The following is a 17,931-nucleotide window of genomic DNA, read 5'->3' on the forward strand; positions in this document are numbered from 1 at the left end:
AGCCTATTTCCGGGCTTCGCAGTTGCGCGCCGCCCCCTCGGGCGGCTCGTCTGCGTCACGAAGCGGAGAATTTTCCATGGCATCTGCTGCTGAGCAACTCGCGTCCAATCTGAATTTTTCGGCCTTCGCCAAGGCGGAGGACCTGAAGAAGCGGATATGGTTCACGCTCGGCGCCCTTTTGGTCTATCGCCTGGGAACCTACATCCCCATCCCCGGCATCAATCCCGACGCCTTCGCGCAGGCCTTTTCGCAGCAGGCGGGCGGCGTGCTCGGCATGTTCAACATGTTCGCGGGCGGTGCCGTCGAGCGCATGGCGATCTTCGCGCTCGGCATCATGCCCTACATCTCCGCATCCATCATCATGCAGCTCATGACGTCGGTCGTCCCGACGCTCGAGCAGCTGAAGAAGGAGGGTGAGCAGGGCCGCAAGGTCATCAACCAGTACACGCGCTACGGCACGGTGCTTCTCGCGACCGTCCAGGCCTACGGCATCGCGGTCGGGCTCGAGAGCGGCACCGGCATCGTCACGGATCCGGGCTGGTTCTTCAAGATCTCCGCCGTCATCACGCTCGTCGGCGGCACCATGTTCCTGATGTGGCTCGGCGAGCAGATCACGGCCCGCGGCATCGGCAACGGCATCTCGCTCATCATCTTCGCCGGCATCGTCGCCGGTCTGCCGAGTGCGATCGGCGGAACGCTGGAGCTCGGCCGGACCGGCGCACTGTCGACGGGCATCATCCTGGCGATCATCATCATCGCGATCGTTGTCATCGCCGTCATCGTGTTCTTCGAGCGCGCCCAGCGCCGGCTGCTGATCCAGTATCCGAAGCGCCAGGTGGGCAACAGGATGTTCCAGGGCGACACCTCGCACCTGCCGCTGAAGCTCAACACGGCCGGCGTCATTCCGCCGATCTTCGCCTCGTCGCTGCTGCTCCTGCCCGCCACTCTCGCCGGCTTCTCCGATTCGACGACGCTTCCGTCCTGGGCGAACTCCGTGCTGGCGACGCTCGGCCACGGCCAGCCGCTCTACATGCTGCTGTATGCCTCGCTGATCGGCTTCTTCGCCTTCTTCTATACCGCGATCGTGTTCAATCCCAAGGACACGGCCGACCAGCTGAAGAAGCATTCCGGCTTCATCCCAGGCTACCGCCCGGGCGAGAGGACGGCCGAGTACATCGACTACGTCCTGACGCGAATCACCGTCATCGGAGCGGTCTACCTCATCCTCATCTGTCTCCTTCCGGAGTTTCTCATTTCGGCGACTGGCGTTCCGTTCTACCTTGGTGGTACTTCGCTTCTGATCGTCGTCAGTGTAACCCTCGATACGGTGGCGCAGGTTCAGGGTCACCTGATCGCGCACCAGTACGAGGGGCTGATCAAGAAGTCGAAGCTCCGCGGAGGAAAAAGAGGGAAATGAGGCTGATACTGCTCGGCCCGCCGGGGGCGGGGAAGGGGACGCAGGCGCAGCGGCTGGTGGAGAGGCACGGTATCCCGCAACTCTCCACGGGCGACATGCTCCGTGCGGCAGTGAAGGCCGAGACCGATGTCGGCAAGCGCGCCAAGGCGGTGATGGATGCGGGCGAACTCGTATCCGACGACATCGTCAACGCGATCGTGTCGGAGCGCATCGACGCGCCGGACTGTGCGAACGGCTTCATTCTCGACGGCTATCCGCGCACGCTCGCGCAGGCCGACGCGGTCGAGGCGATGCTGGCCGCCAAGGGGATCGGCCTCGACATCGCCATCGAACTGGTCGTCGACGACAAGGCGCTCGTGGGTCGCATCGTCAAGCGCGCCGACGAGGCGCAGGCCGCCGGGCAGCCGGTGCGCAAGGATGACAACCCGGCGGTTTTCGAGGAACGCCTGCGGGAGTACTACAAGAAGACCGCGCCGCTGATCGGCTACTACCATGCCAAGGGGCTGCGTACCGGCGTCGACGGCATGGACGACATGGACTCGGTCACGATGCAGATCGAGCGCCTGCTCGACGGCGTGTCGCGCAAAAACTGAGCTTGCCTGGTTGACGGGACGTGTGCGCTGGACTATAGCGCCACGTCTCCCGCTCGCACAGGCTGTCAGCCGGGCCTCACAGGCTCGGCTTCGTCGTTCGAAGGGAATACCCGCAAGGGCCGGCCTCCACCGGACGCGGGGCAACAGCAAAGCGCCGGTTCGCCGGCCCAGATGGAGAGAGACATGGCCCGTATAGCTGGCGTCAACATTCCGACAAACAAGCGCGTCGTCATCGCGCTGCAGTACATCCACGGCATCGGCTCTAAGTTTGCCCAGGAGATCGTGGAAAAGGTCGGCATCCCGGCCGAGCGCCGCGTGCACCAGCTGACCGACGCCGAGGTGCTCCAGATCCGCGAGACCATCGACCGCGATTACCGCGTCGAGGGCGACCTGCGCCGCGAGACGTCGATGAACATCAAGCGCCTGATGGATCTCGGCTGCTACCGCGGCCTGCGTCACCGCCGCTCGCTGCCGGTCCGCGGCCAGCGCACGCACACCAACGCCCGCACCCGCAAGGGTCCGGCGAAGGCGATCGCCGGCAAGAAGAAGTAGTTGAGCGAGTAGGGAATGGGCGAATAGCGAATAGTCGGGCAGAGCCCTTCTACTCGCCATTCGCCACGCACCATTCGCTTCTCGGGTGTAGCCGCTGGCATTACGGCGGCGTGGATATCGACAGAAAGGACTACCATGGCCAAGGAAGCCGCCCGCGTTCGCCGTCGCGAACGCAAGAACATCTCGTCGGGCGTTGCCCACGTGAATTCGACCTTCAACAACACGATGATCACCATCACCGACGCGCAGGGCAACACGATCGCCTGGTCGTCGGCCGGTGCGCAGGGCTTCAAGGGCTCGCGCAAGTCGACCCCGTTCGCGGCCCAGATGGCTGCCGAGGATTGCGCCAAGAAGGCGCAGGAGCACGGCATGCGCCAGCTCGAGGTCGAGGTGTCGGGCCCCGGTTCCGGCCGCGAGTCGGCACTGCGCGCGCTCCAGGCTGCGGGCTTCACGATCTCGTCGATCCGCGACGTGACGCCGATCCCGCACAATGGCTGCCGCCCGCGCAAGAAGCGGCGCGTCTGACGGCTCTTTTTCACGATTGCCGCAAGGGCGCCATCCGGCGCCCCTCTACGGTTCTCCAGATCGCCCGCCACGATTGGATGGTGGCGGGGAAACGGAAGGACAGAACATGATCCAGAAAAACTGGCAGGAACTGATCAAGCCCAACAAGATCGAGTTCTCTTCCAAAAAGAAGACGCTCACCACGCTCGTCGCCGAGCCGCTGGAGCGGGGCTTCGGCCTCACCCTCGGCAATGCGCTGCGCCGCGTGCTCCTGTCGTCGCTGCGCGGGGCTGCCGTGACGGCGGTGCAGATCGACGGCGTGCTGCACGAGTTCTCCTCGATCGCCGGCGTGCGCGAGGACGTGACCGACATCATCCTGAACATCAAGGAAATCGCCATCAAGATGGAGGGCGACGGACCCAAGCGCATGGTCGTGCGCAAGCAGGGTCCGGGCGTTGTCACCGCCGGTGACATCCAGACGGTCGGCGACGTCGAGATCCTGAACCCCGACCACGTCATCTGCACGCTCGACGAGGGTGCCGAGATGCGCATGGAGTTCACGGTCGATACCGGCAAGGGCTACGTGCCGGCCGAGCGCAACCGCGCCGAGGACGCACCGATCGGCCTCATCCCGGTCGACAGCCTGTATTCGCCGGTCAAGAAGGTCTCCTACAAGGTCGAAAACACCCGCGAGGGCCAGGTTCTCGACTACGACAAGCTGACCATGACGATCGAGACCGACGGGTCGATCTCCGGTGAGGACTCGGTGGCGTTCGCCGCGCGCATCCTGCAGGACCAGCTCGGCCTGTTCGTCAACTTCGACGAGCCGCAGAAGGCGCAGCCGGAAGAGCAGGTCACGGAACTCGCGTTCAATCCGGCGCTGCTGAAGAAGGTCGACGAACTCGAGCTTTCGGTCCGCTCGGCCAACTGCCTGAAGAACGACAACATCGTCTACATCGGCGATCTCATCCAGAAGACCGAGGCGGAGATGCTGCGCACGCCGAACTTCGGTCGCAAGTCGCTGAACGAGATCAAGGAAGTTCTCGCCGCTATGGGTCTCCATCTCGGCATGGAGGTCCAGGACTGGCCGCCGGAGAACATCGAAGACCTCGCCAAGCGCTACGAAGACCAGTACTGAGCGCGAATGGGGATTAGCGAGCGGCGGGCAGGGGTTTCCGTTCGCAACTCGCTATCCGCCGATCGCTCCTTAAACACCTGGCGCGTTGCGCCGAAACCCTAGGAGACAAGCCATGCGCCATGGACGTTCCGGCCGCAAGCTGAACCGTACTTCGAGCCACCGCAAGGCCATGTTCACCAACATGGCCGCCTCGCTCATCGAGCATGAGCAGATCACGACGACCCTGCCCAAGGCAAAGGAACTTCGCCCGATCGTGGAGAAGCTCGTGACGCTCGGCAAGCGCGGCGATCTTCATGCGCGTCGTCAGGCGATCTCGCAGGTCGGCAGCGCCGTCCTCGTCAAGCGCCTGTTCGACACCATCGCGCCGCGCTATGCGGAGCGCCACGGCGGCTACCTGCGCATCATGAAGGCGGGCTTCCGCTACGGCGACAACGCCGCCATGGCCGTGATCGAGTTCGTCGATCGCGACACGTCGGCCAAGGGCGCAGGCGACCGCGCCCGCACGGAAGCCGAGGCGTCCGAGGAAGCCGAAGCGGCCTGATCGCTTCGCGTCCATGAAATGTCCGAAAGGCCCCGCGGCGAAGCCCCGGGGCCTTTCGGCGTTCTGGCCGGTCGAATGCGGCCGTGGGCCGGGCTCTGGCAATCGCGTCCGGGAACAGGGCAAAGCCTTCCATTCCCCACATTGCTGGCTCTAAAGGTTAGCCTTCGACAAGACGTGGAGAGAATCGCCATGGCAGCCAAGATTCCGGGTTTTTCGCGCATCGCCCTCGTGGTGCTGATGATCGCGGCGCCGGTGCTGGCGCAGCCGGCGCTGGCGCAGGGCGGGTTGCGCGGGTTCCTCGAGGAGATCCTGCCTTTCGGCGGCGACAAGCCGGAGGAGACACCGCCTGCCGGCGACGCCGCGCCGCCCCAGCCGGCCCCTGTGACGCCGTTGCCGTCGTCCGACGCAGCCAGCCAGACGCGTCGCGTCCCGTTCGGGCGTGCTGAGGTGCAGCTCTCCTTTGCGCCGCTGGTCAGCGAGACGGGTCCGGCGGTCGTCAACGTCTATGCCAAGCAACTCGTCCAGTCGCGGTCGCCCTTCGCGGGGGATCCCTTCTTCGAGCAGTTCTTCGGCCGGCAGCAGATGCCGCCTCGCGTGCAGTCGTCGCTCGGCTCGGGCGTGCTCGTCGATCCTTCCGGCATCGTCGTGACCAATTTCCACGTCATCCGCGACGCCGACGAGGTTCGGGTGGCGCTGTCGGACGGGCGCGAGTTCGAGAGCAGGGTGCTCCTGAAGGACGAATCGCTCGACCTCGCGGTGCTCAAGATCGAAGGCGGCGAGCCGTTCCCGGTCGTGCCGATCGGCGATTCGGATGCGCTCGAGGTCGGGGACCTGGTGCTGGCCATCGGCAATCCCTTCGGCGTCGGGCAGACAACGACCAGCGGGATCGTCTCGGCGCTGGCGCGCAACCATATCGGCGTGTCCGACTTCGGCTTCTTCATCCAGACGGACGCGGCGATCAATCCCGGCAATTCCGGCGGCGCTCTGATCGACATGGCGGGGAGGCTGGTCGGCATCAACACCGCCATCTTCTCGCGCAGCGGCGGGTCGATCGGCATCGGCTTCGCCATTCCCTCCGACATGGTGCGCGCCTTCGTCGAGGCGGCGCGGGCCGGCGAGCAGAACTTCGAACGGCCGTTCCTCGGTGCGGAGTTCGACCAGGTGACCCCGCAGATCGCCGAAGCGCTCGGCATGCCGCGTCCGCAGGGCGCGATCGTGACGGCCATCTACGAGGACGGACCCGCGGAGGCGGCGGGCATCGAACCGGGCGACGTGGTTCTGGCGATGAACGGCGTGCCGATCCAGCATGTCGACGCGCTCGGCTACCGGCTCGCGACACAGCCGCTGAACGCGACGGTCACCTTCGACGTGCTGTCGAAGGGCAAGCAGCGCGCAGTTTCGCTGACGCTGGTGCGGGCGCCGGAAGGTGCGTCCGCGGCGACGCTCGATATCTCAGGCCAGAGCCCGTTCACCGGAGCGAAGGTTGCGGACCTGTCGCCGCGGCTCGCCCGCAAGCTCCGGCTGCGCGACGACACGCGTGGGGTGGTGATGGTGGAGGTGCCGCGCAATTCGCCCGCGGCGGGCTTCGGCTTCCGCCCGGGCGACATCGTGCGCGAGGTGAACGGGACGGCCATCGACACGCCCGAGACGCTGCAAAAGGCGGCGGCCGAGCGGACGCGCTGGTGGCGCTTCACGGTCGACCGCAACGGAAACATCATGCGCCAGATGCTGCGCTACTGACCGGACGGACAAGATGGCGGACCTCTTCGGACGCGACGACGGACCGGCGGCAAGGCACCCCGCGCCGGGCGCGTTCGAGGCGTCCGCGCCGAGGCCGCTCGCCGAGACGCTGCGACCTCGGCGCCTCTCGGAAGTGGTCGGGCAGGATCATCTGCTCGGCCCCGAATCGCCCATCAGCCGGATGGTGGCGGCAAAGAGGCTGTCGTCCTTCGTCCTGTGGGGACCGCCCGGCACCGGCAAGACCACCATCGCCCGCCTCGTTTCCGCCGAAGCGGGGATCGAGTTCCTGCAGCTATCGGCCGTCAATGCGGGGATCGCCGACCTGAGGAAGGTGATCGAGACGGCCAGGCACGTCAGGAACGCCCTGGGCCGGCAGACGGCCGTCTTCATCGACGAATTGCACCGCTTCAACCGGACGACGCAGGACGCGTTGCTGCCGCATGTCGAGGACGGCACGGTGGTGCTGATCGGCGCCACGACGGAAAATCCGAGCTTCAGCCTTGTGTCGGCGCTTCTGTCGCGAGCGCGGGTGCTGGTCGTGAACCGGCTCGACCGCATGTCGCTCGGCCAGTTGCTGGACCGGGCGGAGCGCCACCAGGGGCGCCAGTTGCCGCTCGATCCGGACGCGCGCGACGCCCTGATCGACATGGCGGACGGCGACGCGCGCTATCTGCTGAACCTCGCCGAGGACCTGCTCGGCCTCTCCGGACCCGACATCCTCGACGTCGCCGGCCTGTCGCGAACGGTGCAGAAGCGGGCCGCGGTCTACGACAAGGCGCAGGAGGGGCACTACAACCTGCTCAGTTGCTTCCACAAGACGCTGCGCGGGAGCGACGTGCAGGCCGCGTTGTACTGGGCTGCTCGCATGATCGCCGGAGGCGAGGATCCGGCCACGCTTTTCCGCAGGCTGGCCTGCGCCGCTTCGGAAGACGTCGGGATGGCCGACCCGCAGGCGATGCCGCAGGTGCTTTCGGCCTGGGACGCGTTCGAGCGGGTGGGCTGGCCCGAAGGTCGGCTCTTCCTCGCCCAGGCGATCACCTATGTCGCCACGGCGCCGAAGTCGAACGCCGCCTATCGCGCCTTCGATGCCGCGCTCGAGTTGGCGAACCGCACCGGTTCGCTGCCGCCGCCGAAGCATATCCTCAACGCGCCCACGAAGATGATGCGGGAGCTGGGATATGGCGCCGGCTACCAGTACGATCACGACTTTCCGGAAGCCTATTCCGGCCAGGAGTATTTCCCAGAGGAATTGACCGGCGCCGCGCGTCCTGAATTCTATCGTCCGAACGAGCGCGGGTTCGAACGCGACATCCGCAAGCGCCTCGACTTCTGGGAGAAGGCCCGCGCGCAACGCAGGCGGGACTGACCGCGGGCTGGGCCCGCGGAAGCTACCTCCGCCCGCCTTCGATTCCCGCCGGCTTCTCGCGACCGAGGTAGTCCTCGACATAGGCGAGGCCGATGACCGTCATCAGCGCGGCGGCGATCGGCGTCGCCAGTGCGAGGCCGAGGATCCCGAACAGCACGCCGAACAGCAGTTGCGCTGAAATGACGAGCGCCGGCGGCAGCGATACCTTTTCCTGCTGGATCAGCGGCGTGACCACATAGCTCTCCAGCGCCTGCACGCCGAGATAGATCGCGAGCACGATCAGAACCATGGACCGGCCATCCGGGAAGGCCAGCAGCAGGGCTGGAGCAATCGCGAGCACCGGCCCGATGTTGGGGATGAAGGCCAGCAGTCCGGCGAGGAGCCCGAGAGCGAAGGCGAGCGGCACGCCGGCAAACCAGAGGCCGAGCGCCGTCAGTACGCCGACCACGGTCATGGCCATCAGCTGCGCCGACAGCCAGTTCCGCAGGGTCGCGGCCGTCGCGCGCAGGATTTCGTCGCCGCGCCTGCGGATCGAGGGCGCGAGCAGCAGCGTCAGCCCCTTGCGGTAGACCTTCGGATCGAGCGCGCCGTAGAGTCCGATGAAGAGGATGATCACGAAATTGCCGAGCGCGCCGAACGTCGACGAGACCGCCGTCATGGCCGCGCTGCGGCTTTCGGTGGACGCCAGGGTCTCGGGCGTCAACCGGTCGAGGAGGGCCGATCCCCAGGAGTACTCCGCCAGGCGCTGGCGGAATGTTTCGAAGGCCTCCGGAACCCGGCGGGTCAGTTCGTCGACCTGCGCGCCGATGGCGGGCGCCACGGCAAGCCCGAAGATCACGAGCGCCGCGACGATGCCGAGCAGGAACACGCCGATCCCCCAGCCGTCGGCAAGCCCGAGCTTCGAAGCGATCCAGTGGCCGCCGCCCTGGAGGAAGACCGCAAGCAGGATGCCGGCGAAGACGATGAGGAGGACATCGGGAACGAGCAGCAGCAGGATCGCCATCGTGGCGGCGAGCAGGAGCAGTGAAATGGTCTGTCGCGTCATGTTGCCCTCAGCCTGTGGAGGACAACGAAGTGCAGGCTCTCGGGTTGCCCGGAGCAGGAACAATCGCTGGCACGTCACGCGTTCGACGGGGAGGCGAGGACTGCGGCGAGGGGGCGGTGGCCTGAGGCCGATCAGTCAGAGAAGCGAGTTGCAGAGCGAGCCGGACGGGCGCAGAGCAGATTTTCGGAACTGCCGGCGGCCTGGAGCGGGTAGCGGGAATCGAACCCGCACCAAGAGCTTGGAAGGCTCATGTGATACCATTTCACCATACCCGCAGCGGCTGATCTCCTACTCGACGCATCGGCGATGGTCAAGAACCGACGTGGCTGGTGAGCCCGGATGCCGGTCTGTCTTCTGCTCTGCCGGCGCATCTGCGAAAGCTGCGGCAAGCTATCCCTGGGAGCGTCCGGCGCATGCCGGGCGTGAGGCGCCTGGCCTTCGCAGCCGGAAAAGAGAGTCGTTTCAATCCGCTCTCCGTTCATCTTAATCTGCCGAGGGGACTCATCGCGAGGGGATCATGTCTGCACTTGTTGCCATACCGACGCATGAACGCGAGCCGCTGGTCCGGCATTGCCTGTCGACGGTCGCCGAACTGGTTCTGCCGCCGGGCAGCGAGGTGGTGGTTTTCGACGATGCAAGCCCGGTCATGGACGTGGAACGCCTCATGCACGAGGCCGGCCTTCCCGTGCTGTGCCATCGCGCCGAGATGCAGAGGGGACCGTCGCGCACCAGCTGTGTCATGTGGCGGCATTTCCTGGACGGGCGGCATCGGCACCTGCTGATCCTCGATAGTGACATGATCGCCAACCGGACTGCGGTGATGGACGGCCTGCGGCTTCGAAAAGGCTTCGACGGGCTCATCTCGCTCTACAATTCGCGCAACCATCCGGGTCTGCCGGATGGCGAGGATCGGTTGTCGAAGCGCACCGTCGGCAATGCCGGAACGCTCTGGACGCGGCCGCTGGCCGAGCGCGTGTTGGCCGAACTCGGCAGCAACCAGACGCTCGTGAATATCGACGATGCCTATTGCACCCTCTTTGGCCAGCGCGGCGTTCCGATCGTCGCGTTCGAACGGAGCCGCGTGCAGCATCTCGGGATCGTGGGCACCAACAATCGCTATTTCGGGGGCTTCGAGCACGGGCTCGGCTTCCGCCCCGATTCGGATCGGCAGGCGCTGGCGATCCTGGCCATCTATGACGAACTGATGAGCCGGCAGGAGGATTACGTCCGGCCGCCGCGGCAGCGGTTCTCGCCGGCGACGAAGCTGGCGCGCTGGCTGGCTCGAAAGGTACGCACTGCCCGCCGGGATCGCGGGAACGGAAGAAGCAGAGGCACGTTCTGGTCCGACGAAAAGAACGGAGCGTGACATGCGCCTCTTCCTCCTCGCCGCCGTGATCGCCCTCGGTGTCGATGCCGTCAAGTTCGACGGCGCCTACACCCAGACCGCCTGGCGTGAAATCAGCACCCAGTTCGCCAGGCTTCAGGCGAGACTGGACGATGGCGATCCTCTCGATCGCCGGATCGCTGTGCGCGAGACGTCGGAACGTTCGCGCTAGTCCGCCGATCCCCGCCGAAAATTCCTGCCCGTCTTGTCGGATTTCGCGTCAGATACTTGGCACGGGCGTGTCGGTATCACCGGTCGCGTCCCTTGCTCACGCCTGGCGTTGACAGGCTGCGCTGTCGGCGCGTTACTCCCTTCCATCTGACGCAAGGCTGCCTTGGCCGGGCGGAGAGGCGCGAGGCTGCGCGGGGGACGGATCAGGCAATGAACGGTCACGATGCACTTCCATCCAACCTTTTCTACCAGACGAGGCAACGGCGCCCGCTGGTTGCCGAGGCGCGCGACATCTACATTCACGATGTGAACGGAAAGCGATACATCGACGCCACCAGCGGCGCGATGGTCTCCAATATCGGCCATGGCAACGAGCGTGTGCTGGCCGCCATGCGCGCGCAGATGGAGAAGGCGACCTTTGCCTACCGGCTGCATTTCGAGAACGAACCGGCGGAGGAGCTGGCGCGGCTGACGGCGGCGAAGATGCCCGAGGGGCTGGACCGGGTGTTCTTCGTGTCCGGCGGTTCCGAGGCGGTGGAGAGCGCGGCCAAGCTCGCGCGGCAGTGGGCCGTCGCCACCGGGCAGCCGGAGCGCTGGAAGATCATCTCGCGCTATCCCTCCTATCATGGCTCGACGCTCGGCGCGCTGGCACTGACCGGCATGGACCTGATGAGCCGGCCGTTCGAGCCGATGCTTCGCGCGATGCCGAAGATTGCCGCGCCGACATGCTATCTCGACCGTGACAACCACAGCCTGGAAGAGCGCGGCCTACGCTATGCCGAGATGCTGCGCGAGGAGATCGAGCGGCAGGGGGCGGAGACGGTTCTCGCCTTCATCATGGAGCCTGTCGGCGGTGCGTCGACCGGCGCGCTCGTTGCCCCCGACGGCTACTACGCGCGGGTGGCCGAGATCTGCCGCGAGCACGGCATCCTCCTGATCCTGGACGAGGTGATGACCGGTGCCGGCCGCACGGGACGCTTCCTTGCCGCAGAACACTGGGGCCTCGCGCCGGACATCGTCGTGCTGTCGAAAGGGTTCGGCGCCGGATACGTGCCGCTCGGCGCCATGGTCGCGCACCGCCGGCTCGTCGAGCCAGTGCTTGCGGCCGGCGGCTTCGTGCATGGCTTCACCTATGCCGGCAATCCGCTGGCCTGCGCGGCTGGTCTGGCGGTGCTCGGCGAGATCGACCGGCTCGACCTGTGCGACAATGCGCGTGCCATGGGCGAGGCGCTGATGGCCGGGCTCTCGGGCCTGAAGGAGCGCTATCCCTTCGTCGGCGACGTGCGCGGCAAGGGCCTGCTGACGGCCTTCGAGCTGGTGGCGGATCGCGGGACGATGGCACCGCTGCCGAAGGCGATGGATGCGCATGTGCACCTCGTCGAGGAGGCCTATTCGCGCGGCCTGATCCTCTATTCGCGGCGCACCCGCGGCGGGCTCGAAGGCGACCATTTCATGGTCTGCCCGCCGCTCATCGTCAGCCGCGAGCAGATCGCCGAGATCATGGGCCTGCTGGTGGAGAGCCTCGACGCTTTCGCCGACCGGTTCGGCCTGCCGCGGGCGCGGGACTGACGATATCGCACACATTGCGCCGATGCGGCGGTTCCCAAACGAAAACGCGGCCGACGAGCGGCCGCGTTTCCAAGTTTGGATGATTTTCGATCAGGCGAGATCGAAACGATCGGCGTTCATCACCTTCGTCCAGGCGGCGACGAAATCCTTGACGAACTTCTCGCTGCTGTCCTGCTGGCCGTAGACTTCGGCAAGAGCGCGCAGCAGCGAGTTGGAGCCGAAGACGAGGTCGACACGGGTGGCGGTCCACTTGACGTCGCCGGTCTTGCGGTCGCGGCCCTCGAAGACATCGGCATGTTCCGTCGCCGGCTTCCACGTCGTGCTCATGTCGAGCAGGTTGACGAAGAAGTCGTTGGTCAGCTGACCCGGGCGCCTGGTGAAGACGCCGTGCTGCGAACCACCGACATTGCCGCCGAGAACCCGCAGGCCGCCGACGAGGACCGTCATCTCCGGCGCCGTCAGCGTCAGCAGCTGCGCCTTGTCGATCAGCAACTCCTCGGCGGAGATCGTGTAGGCCCGCTTCTGGTAGTTGCGGAAGCCGTCCGAGACCGGCTCCAGGAACTCGAACGACTCGACGTCCGTCTGCTCCTGCGTCGCGTCGCCGCGACCCGGAACGAACGGCACCTTGACGTCGTGGCCGGCAGCCTTGGCCGCCTGTTCGATGGCAGCCGCGCCGCCGAGCACGATCAGGTCGGCGAGCGAGACCTTCTTGCCGTCGCTCTGCTCGGCATCGAAGGCCGCCTTGATGCCTTCGAGCACGCCGAGAACCTTGGCGAGCTGCTCGGGCTGATTGCCTTCCCAGCTCTTCTGCGGCTCGAGGCGGATGCGCGCGCCATTGGCGCCGCCGCGCTTGTCGGAGCCGCGGAAGGTCGATGCGGAGGCCCAGGCGGTCTGGATCAGCTCGGCCGGGGTGAGGCCGGCGCCGAGAAGCCGCGCCTTCAGCGCCTCGACGTCGGCACCGTCCACGAGCGGGTGGTCGACAGCCGGGATCGGATCCTGCCAGATCAGGTCTTCCGCCGGAACCTCGGAGCCGAGGTAGCGCGACTTCGGACCCATGTCGCGGTGGGTCAGCTTGAACCAGGCGCGGGCGAAGGCATCGGCGAACTGGTCCGGGTTTTCGTGGAAGCGCCTGGAGATCGGCCCGTAGATCGGGTCGAGCTTCATCGCCATGTCGGCCGTCGACATCATGATCGGGACCTTCTTGCCCGAACCGTCGACCTCCGGTGCCATGTCCTGCTCTTCAAGGCCGATCGGACGCCAGATCCACGCACCCGACGGGCTCTTGGTCTTCTCCCACTCGTATTTGAACAGGACGTCGAAATAGCCCATGTCCCAGCGGGTCGGGTTCGGCGTCCATGCGCCCTCGAGGCCCGAGGTGATGGTGTCGACGCCTTTGCCGCTCTTGTAGGTCGACAGCCAGCCGAGACCCATCGCCTCGATGGACGCAGCTTCCGGCTCGCGGCCGACATGCTCGACGGGGCCGGCGCCATGGGTCTTGCCGAAGGTGTGGCCGCCGGCGGTCAGCGCGACGGTCTCCTCGTCGTTCATCGCCATGCGGGCGAAGGTCTCGCGGATGTCCTTTGCGGAGGCCAGCGGGTCGGGATTGCCGTCCGGACCTTCCGGGTTGACGTAGATGAGGCCCATCTGGACGGCCGCCAGCGGGTTTTCCAGCTCACGGTCACCGGAGTAGCGGGCGAGATCATGGTCGCTGCGGGCGAGCCACTCGTTCTCGGCGCCCCAGTAGGTGTCTTCCTCGGGCTCCCAGACGTCGGGACGGCCGCCGGCGAAGCCGAAGGTCTTGAAACCCATGGATTCCATCGCGACGTTGCCGGCGAGGATCATCAGGTCGGCCCAGGAAATCTGGTTGCCGTACTTCTGCTTGATGGGCCAGAGCAGCCGGCGCGCCTTGTCGAGATTGCCGTTGTCCGGCCAGGAATTGAGCGGGGCGAAGCGCTGCTGGCCGGTGCCGCCGCCGCCGCGGCCGTCGGCCGTGCGGTAGGTGCCGGCGGAATGCCAGGCCATGCGGATGAAGAGGCCGCCGTAGTGACCATAGTCTGCCGGCCACCATTCCTGGCTGTCCGTCATCAGCGCGGTGAGGTCCTGCTTCAGGGCGGCGAGGTCGAGCTTCTTGAACTCCTCGGCATAGTCGAAGCTCTTGCCCATCGGGTCCGACAGCGGCGAATTCTGATGAAGCATCCGCACGTTGAGCTGGTTGGGCCACCAATCTCTGTTCGTGCGCATCGACATGTTGGTGGTGCCGTGCGCCACGGGGCATTGTCCCGCGCCTGAAACCTTAAATCCGTCCATTGCTCTCTCCGTTCGTGGCAGCGTTCTGCTTCGTAGGTGAAGTCGATGAAGGACCGGCGACACGGGCATTCCCACGAGCCGGCACGAACCGCATCCGCATCAACGGAACCGTCGTCATCGCCCTTGTGGCTCCTCGGCACGCCTTCGGGTCCGTGCGCCGGCCGGCCCCCTCGGGAGACGGTGCGGCTTCGCGGGCGACCGGAGGCCGTTCCTCGAGCTTCTTCTTGTTGTCCCTTTCTACCGCACTGCGGCGATAGCAGAAAGTTGAAAGTTCCGATTGCGACGATAAGACCAGCCTATCGAAACTGAATGGCGGCGATGCTTTCCGCCGTGCTTCTGCAACGCTTCGGAAGGCTGGCAGCTACCGGCGCTTCGTGCTTTCGTAGCGGCGCGCCCGCGTGCGGGAGCGACATGAGGGAGGATGAGAATGGCGGACAGCCTGGCGGACGGAGCAAACGATGGACATTGGCTCCGCGATCCGGTGCACCGGCAGTGGCTTGCCCGGGAGGCGTCGCGCCAGATCGACTTCTTCCGGCAAAGCCTGCGCCTGGACGGCGGGTTCGACGTGCTCGACCGCGACGGCACGGCCCTGCCGCGCGGGGCGCAGGAACTCCACACCACCACACGGCTCGTCCACTCGTTTGCACTGGCCAGGGCGGCCGGTGCGAGCGGGTGCGACGACGTCATCGATGCCGGGATGGCGTTCCTGTGGGACAGGCATCGCGATCCGGTCCGGGGCGGCTATGCGTGGTCTGCGACCGGGGAGGGCACGGCCGACGCAACCAAGCTCGCCTATGGCCATGTCTTCGTGCTGCTGGCGGGAGCGAGCGCCCGCCAGGTCGGGCATCCCCACGCGGACCGGCTGATCAACGACGTCGCGGACATCCTCGACCGGCACTTCTGGGACGAGGCGCACGGTCTCCTTCGCGACGAGTTTGGGGCGGACTGGACGCCGTTTTCGACCTATCGCGGCATGAACGCCAACATGCACGGCGTCGAGGCGTTGCTGGCGGTCTTCGAGGCGACGGGCCGTTCGCTCCATCTCGACCGTGCGGGTCGCATCCTCGACTTCTTTACCGCGCAGATCGCGCCTGACCATGGGTGGCGGCTGCCGGAGCACTACACCGAAGACTGGGCGATCGACCGGGCCTATGCCGGCAACCCGATGTTCCGGCCGGCGGGCACCACGCCCGGCCATTCGCTCGAACTCGGCCGGCTTCTCCTGCACTGGTGGGATCTTGCCGGACGGCCTGCCGGAGACGCGCCCCTGCGGGCGCGCCGGCTGATCGAGCAGGCGCTCGCGGATGCCTGGCGCGCGGATGGCGGGCTGGTCTACACGCTCGACCAGCATGGGCGTCCGGCGGTCCGCGACCGCTACTGGTGGCCGGTGACGGAGGGGATCGGAGCAATGGCGGCGCTGCTGAAATGCGAGCCGCAGCCGACGGACGAGGCATGGTACCGCAGGCTGTGGCGGTTCGCCGACGGACACTTCGTCGATCACGCGCGGGGCGGCTGGTTTCCCGAGATCGACGAGCATGGTGCACCGGTGGCGCGGCAGTTCGACGGCAAGCCCGACCTCTACCATTCGCTGCAGGCGGCGCTGCTGCCGCTGGCGCCCGGGATCGCCAGGCCCTTCGACGGACTGCGGGCGCAGCCGCCGCTCGACTGATGCGGCGCCGCGCGGTGCCGGGCCAGCCGGTCAGCCGAGCTCCAGCGTGGTGATGCCGAAAACGCGGCTCCTGTCGGTGCGGGGCGCCGGTCCCCGGTACATGCGCGCCGTCCGGAAGCCGGGCGTCAGACCCGCCGCCAGGATGCGCGCGGTGAAGGAGGTCTGGTTCGCCGGGACGTCGATGTGGATTTCGCCGCCGCAGGCGCCGGCGAGCGCACGCAGAATCTGCATCGCCAGCGTCTCGTCGTCCGCAAAGAGCGGGCCGATCTTCCAGCCTTCCCGGCAGGGGCGGACGACGCCGAAGCCGGTCAGCATCTCTCCCGCCGTCGATGCCATCGCGATGTGCGGCTGGGCGAGCCATGTCCGGAGGAAGTCGTCGCGCCGGGCGGGGAAACACCGGCGATCCAGCGCCACGGCCTGCTCGACGCGTTCGGGCGCGAGCGGCCGGACGGCGGCGCGGTCGTCTTCGCCCGGTGCCGGCCGGCCGCTGAACCGCACGGTCTCGTGGTCGGCGACGAAGCCCGCCGAACGGTAGTTCGCCTGCTGCTCCCGAACGCCGTCGAGGCCGATCGTCCGCCCTCCGAGACGCGCCATGCCTGCGTCCCAGACCGCCTTGCCGATGCCGCGGCCGCGCAGGTCGGGCCGGCAGATGTAGAGCCCGACGAAGCCGAACGATGCATCATAGGCAGTGGCGGCGATCCCGGCCGCCATCTCTCCGTCGACGAAGGCCCCCAGGAAGCCCTCGCGGTCGGCGGCTTGGAAGACTTCGGCATCCGCCAAGCCGGGGTTCCAGCCTTCGGTCGCGGCCCAGTCGATCAGCGTGCCGGTTTCACGGGCCGTAAGCGGCCGGACGAGGGGCGGACTGGCAGGCATGGACGCGATCCTCGTGGTCGGAGGGACTGGGGCCGTGCACCTTAGGTCGATCACCCGATCCGGTCGAGCCGTGGCGGGCCATTGCCGATGCCGGACGAAAGGGCTTTAACTCGGTCCGGGGAGGTGCCGGATTTGCTCGACAAGCTCGAATGGTTCATCGCGCTGGCGCAGGCGCAGCATTTCGGCAAGGCCGCAGCGGAATGCAACATCACGCAGCCTACGCTCTCGGCCGCCATCCGGCAGCTCGAGGAGCAACTCGGCGTGATGCTGGTGAAGCGCGGCTCGCGCTATCAGGGCCTGACGCCGGAAGGTCAGCGCGTGCTGGAATGGGCGCGCCGCATCGTCGGCGACACCCGCACCATGCGCGAGGAGATGCGCGCCGTGCGGCAGGGTCTCGCCGGGCACATCCGCATCGCCGCCATTCCGACGGCGCTGGCGATGGTGCCGGAGATCACGACGCCGTTTCGCGAGAAGCACCCCGAGGTCACCTTCTCCGTGCTGTCGCGCAACTCCATCGAGGTGCTGACGCTGCTCGACAATCTGGAGATCGACGTCGGCATCACCTATCTCGACAACGAGCCGCTGGGGCGCGTCACCGCCGTGCCGCTCTATTCGGAGCGCTACCAGCTGATCACGGCGGCCGGAAACCGCTTTGCCGACCGGACGAGCGTTACCTGGCGCGAGATCTCCGAACTGCCGCTCTGCCTGCTGACGCCGGACATGCAGAACCGGCGCATCATCAACCAGCATCTGCGCGAAGCCGGTGTCGAGGCGCGGCCGACGCTGGAATCGAACTCGATGATCGTGCTGTTTTCCCACATCCGGACCGGAAAATGGTCGAGCATCATGCCGGTCAACCTCGCCCAGACGCTGGGCTTCACGGACCCCATCCGGGCGATCCCGATCGTCGAGCCTGACGCGCGCCATCTCGTCGGCATGGTGGCCACGCATCGCGACCCGCAGACGCCGCTGGTCTCGGCGCTGCTCCACCAGGCCGCCGCCATGGCGCAGGCCCACGAACGATAGAAAAATCCTATCGTTCGACGGAACCTCGCTATTGAA

General features: G+C 66.7%; 16 protein-coding genes and 1 tRNA gene. 13 read left to right on the top strand and 4 right to left on the bottom strand.

Annotated features, from left to right (window positions below; translation table 11 throughout):
- The first annotated feature begins 76 nt into the window (after positions 1–76).
- The 8 genes from secY (at position 77) to N1F91_RS11665 (ending at position 7,851) form a co-directional block, all read left to right on the top strand.
- Positions 77–1,417 (top strand): preprotein translocase subunit SecY, encoded by a 1,341-nt coding sequence (gene secY / locus N1F91_RS11630; RefSeq protein WP_289992316.1) that lies wholly within the window; start codon positions 77–79, stop codon positions 1,415–1,417.
- Positions 1,414–2,010: an adenylate kinase gene (locus N1F91_RS11635; protein WP_289992318.1), complete on the top strand. Its 597-nt coding sequence runs from the start codon at positions 1,414–1,416 to the stop codon at positions 2,008–2,010. Before secY ends, N1F91_RS11635 begins: the two co-directional genes overlap by 4 nt.
- A gap of 183 nt (positions 2,011–2,193) precedes the next feature.
- Positions 2,194–2,562 carry a 30S ribosomal protein S13 gene (gene rpsM / locus N1F91_RS11640; RefSeq protein ID WP_289992320.1) on the top strand — a complete coding sequence of 123 codons (369 nt, stop codon included), beginning with the start codon at positions 2,194–2,196 and terminating at the stop codon, positions 2,560–2,562.
- Between the two features lie 135 nt (positions 2,563–2,697).
- Entirely contained in the window at positions 2,698–3,087 is a 390-nt protein-coding gene (gene rpsK / locus N1F91_RS11645) for a 30S ribosomal protein S11 (RefSeq protein WP_289992321.1), read from the top strand.
- Between the two features lie 106 nt (positions 3,088–3,193).
- Complete coding sequence (locus tag N1F91_RS11650; RefSeq protein ID WP_289992322.1) at positions 3,194–4,204, top strand: DNA-directed RNA polymerase subunit alpha; 1,011 nt, start codon at positions 3,194–3,196, stop codon at positions 4,202–4,204.
- A 112-nt stretch (positions 4,205–4,316) separates the two neighbouring features.
- On the top strand, positions 4,317–4,745 hold the full coding sequence (gene rplQ, locus N1F91_RS11655; protein ID WP_126701555.1) for a 50S ribosomal protein L17: 429 nt from the start codon (positions 4,317–4,319) through the stop codon (positions 4,743–4,745).
- Between the two features lie 189 nt (positions 4,746–4,934).
- Positions 4,935–6,485, top strand: coding sequence for a DegQ family serine endoprotease (locus N1F91_RS11660; protein ID WP_289992323.1), 1,551 nt, complete (start codon positions 4,935–4,937; stop codon positions 6,483–6,485).
- Positions 6,486–6,498: 13 nt separating this feature from the next.
- Complete coding sequence (locus N1F91_RS11665) at positions 6,499–7,851, top strand: replication-associated recombination protein A (protein ID WP_289992324.1); 1,353 nt, start codon at positions 6,499–6,501, stop codon at positions 7,849–7,851.
- Positions 7,852–7,873: 22 nt separating this feature from the next.
- Here the strand turns inward: N1F91_RS11665 and N1F91_RS11670 are convergent, their stop codons facing one another.
- Both N1F91_RS11670 and N1F91_RS11675 read right to left on the bottom strand, forming a co-directional pair.
- Positions 7,874–8,896 carry an AI-2E family transporter gene (locus N1F91_RS11670; protein ID WP_289992325.1) on the bottom strand — a complete coding sequence of 341 codons (1,023 nt, stop codon included), beginning with the start codon at positions 8,894–8,896 and terminating at the stop codon, positions 7,874–7,876.
- Positions 8,897–9,097: 201 nt separating this feature from the next.
- Positions 9,098–9,171: transfer RNA gene (locus tag N1F91_RS11675), tRNA-Gly, on the bottom strand.
- A 242-nt stretch (positions 9,172–9,413) separates the two neighbouring features.
- On the opposite strand from N1F91_RS11675, the gene N1F91_RS11680 reads away from it, so the two are divergent.
- The 3 genes from N1F91_RS11680 to N1F91_RS11690 all read left to right on the top strand — a co-directional run bounded on the left by N1F91_RS11680 (position 9,414) and on the right by N1F91_RS11690 (position 12,020).
- Positions 9,414–10,262, top strand: a complete 849-nt coding sequence (locus tag N1F91_RS11680) for a glycosyltransferase family A protein (protein ID WP_289992326.1) — start codon at positions 9,414–9,416, stop codon at positions 10,260–10,262.
- Between the two features lies 1 nt (position 10,263).
- The gene (locus N1F91_RS11685; RefSeq protein ID WP_289992328.1) at positions 10,264–10,452 is read left to right on the top strand and encodes a hypothetical protein; all 189 of its coding nucleotides are present in this window, start codon (positions 10,264–10,266) and stop codon (positions 10,450–10,452) included.
- 209 nt (positions 10,453–10,661) lie between these two features.
- Positions 10,662–12,020, top strand: a complete 1,359-nt coding sequence (locus N1F91_RS11690) for an aspartate aminotransferase family protein (protein ID WP_289992329.1) — start codon at positions 10,662–10,664, stop codon at positions 12,018–12,020.
- A 90-nt stretch (positions 12,021–12,110) separates the two neighbouring features.
- Here N1F91_RS11690 and katG read toward each other — a convergent pair whose 3' ends face one another.
- Positions 12,111–14,327: a catalase/peroxidase HPI gene (katG, locus tag N1F91_RS11695; RefSeq protein WP_289992330.1), complete on the bottom strand. Its 2,217-nt coding sequence runs from the start codon at positions 14,325–14,327 to the stop codon at positions 12,111–12,113.
- A gap of 427 nt (positions 14,328–14,754) precedes the next feature.
- Here katG and N1F91_RS11700 point away from each other — a divergent pair, with 427 nt between their 5' ends.
- Positions 14,755–15,996 carry an AGE family epimerase/isomerase gene (locus N1F91_RS11700; RefSeq protein ID WP_289992331.1) on the top strand — a complete coding sequence of 414 codons (1,242 nt, stop codon included), beginning with the start codon at positions 14,755–14,757 and terminating at the stop codon, positions 15,994–15,996.
- 30 nt (positions 15,997–16,026) lie between these two features.
- Here N1F91_RS11700 and N1F91_RS11705 read toward each other — a convergent pair whose 3' ends face one another.
- Positions 16,027–16,869 (bottom strand): GNAT family N-acetyltransferase, encoded by an 843-nt coding sequence (locus N1F91_RS11705; RefSeq protein ID WP_289992332.1) that lies wholly within the window; start codon positions 16,867–16,869, stop codon positions 16,027–16,029.
- Between the two features lie 132 nt (positions 16,870–17,001).
- Between N1F91_RS11705 and N1F91_RS11710 the strand changes: the two genes are divergently transcribed.
- The gene (locus N1F91_RS11710) at positions 17,002–17,895 is read left to right on the top strand and encodes a LysR family transcriptional regulator (protein ID WP_289992333.1); all 894 of its coding nucleotides are present in this window, start codon (positions 17,002–17,004) and stop codon (positions 17,893–17,895) included.
- The last annotated feature ends 36 nt before the right edge of the window (positions 17,896–17,931 follow it).

The sequence above is a fragment of the Aquibium sp. ELW1220 genome, assembly GCF_030398385.1.
Classification (GTDB): Bacteria; Pseudomonadota; Alphaproteobacteria; order Rhizobiales; family Rhizobiaceae; genus Aquibium.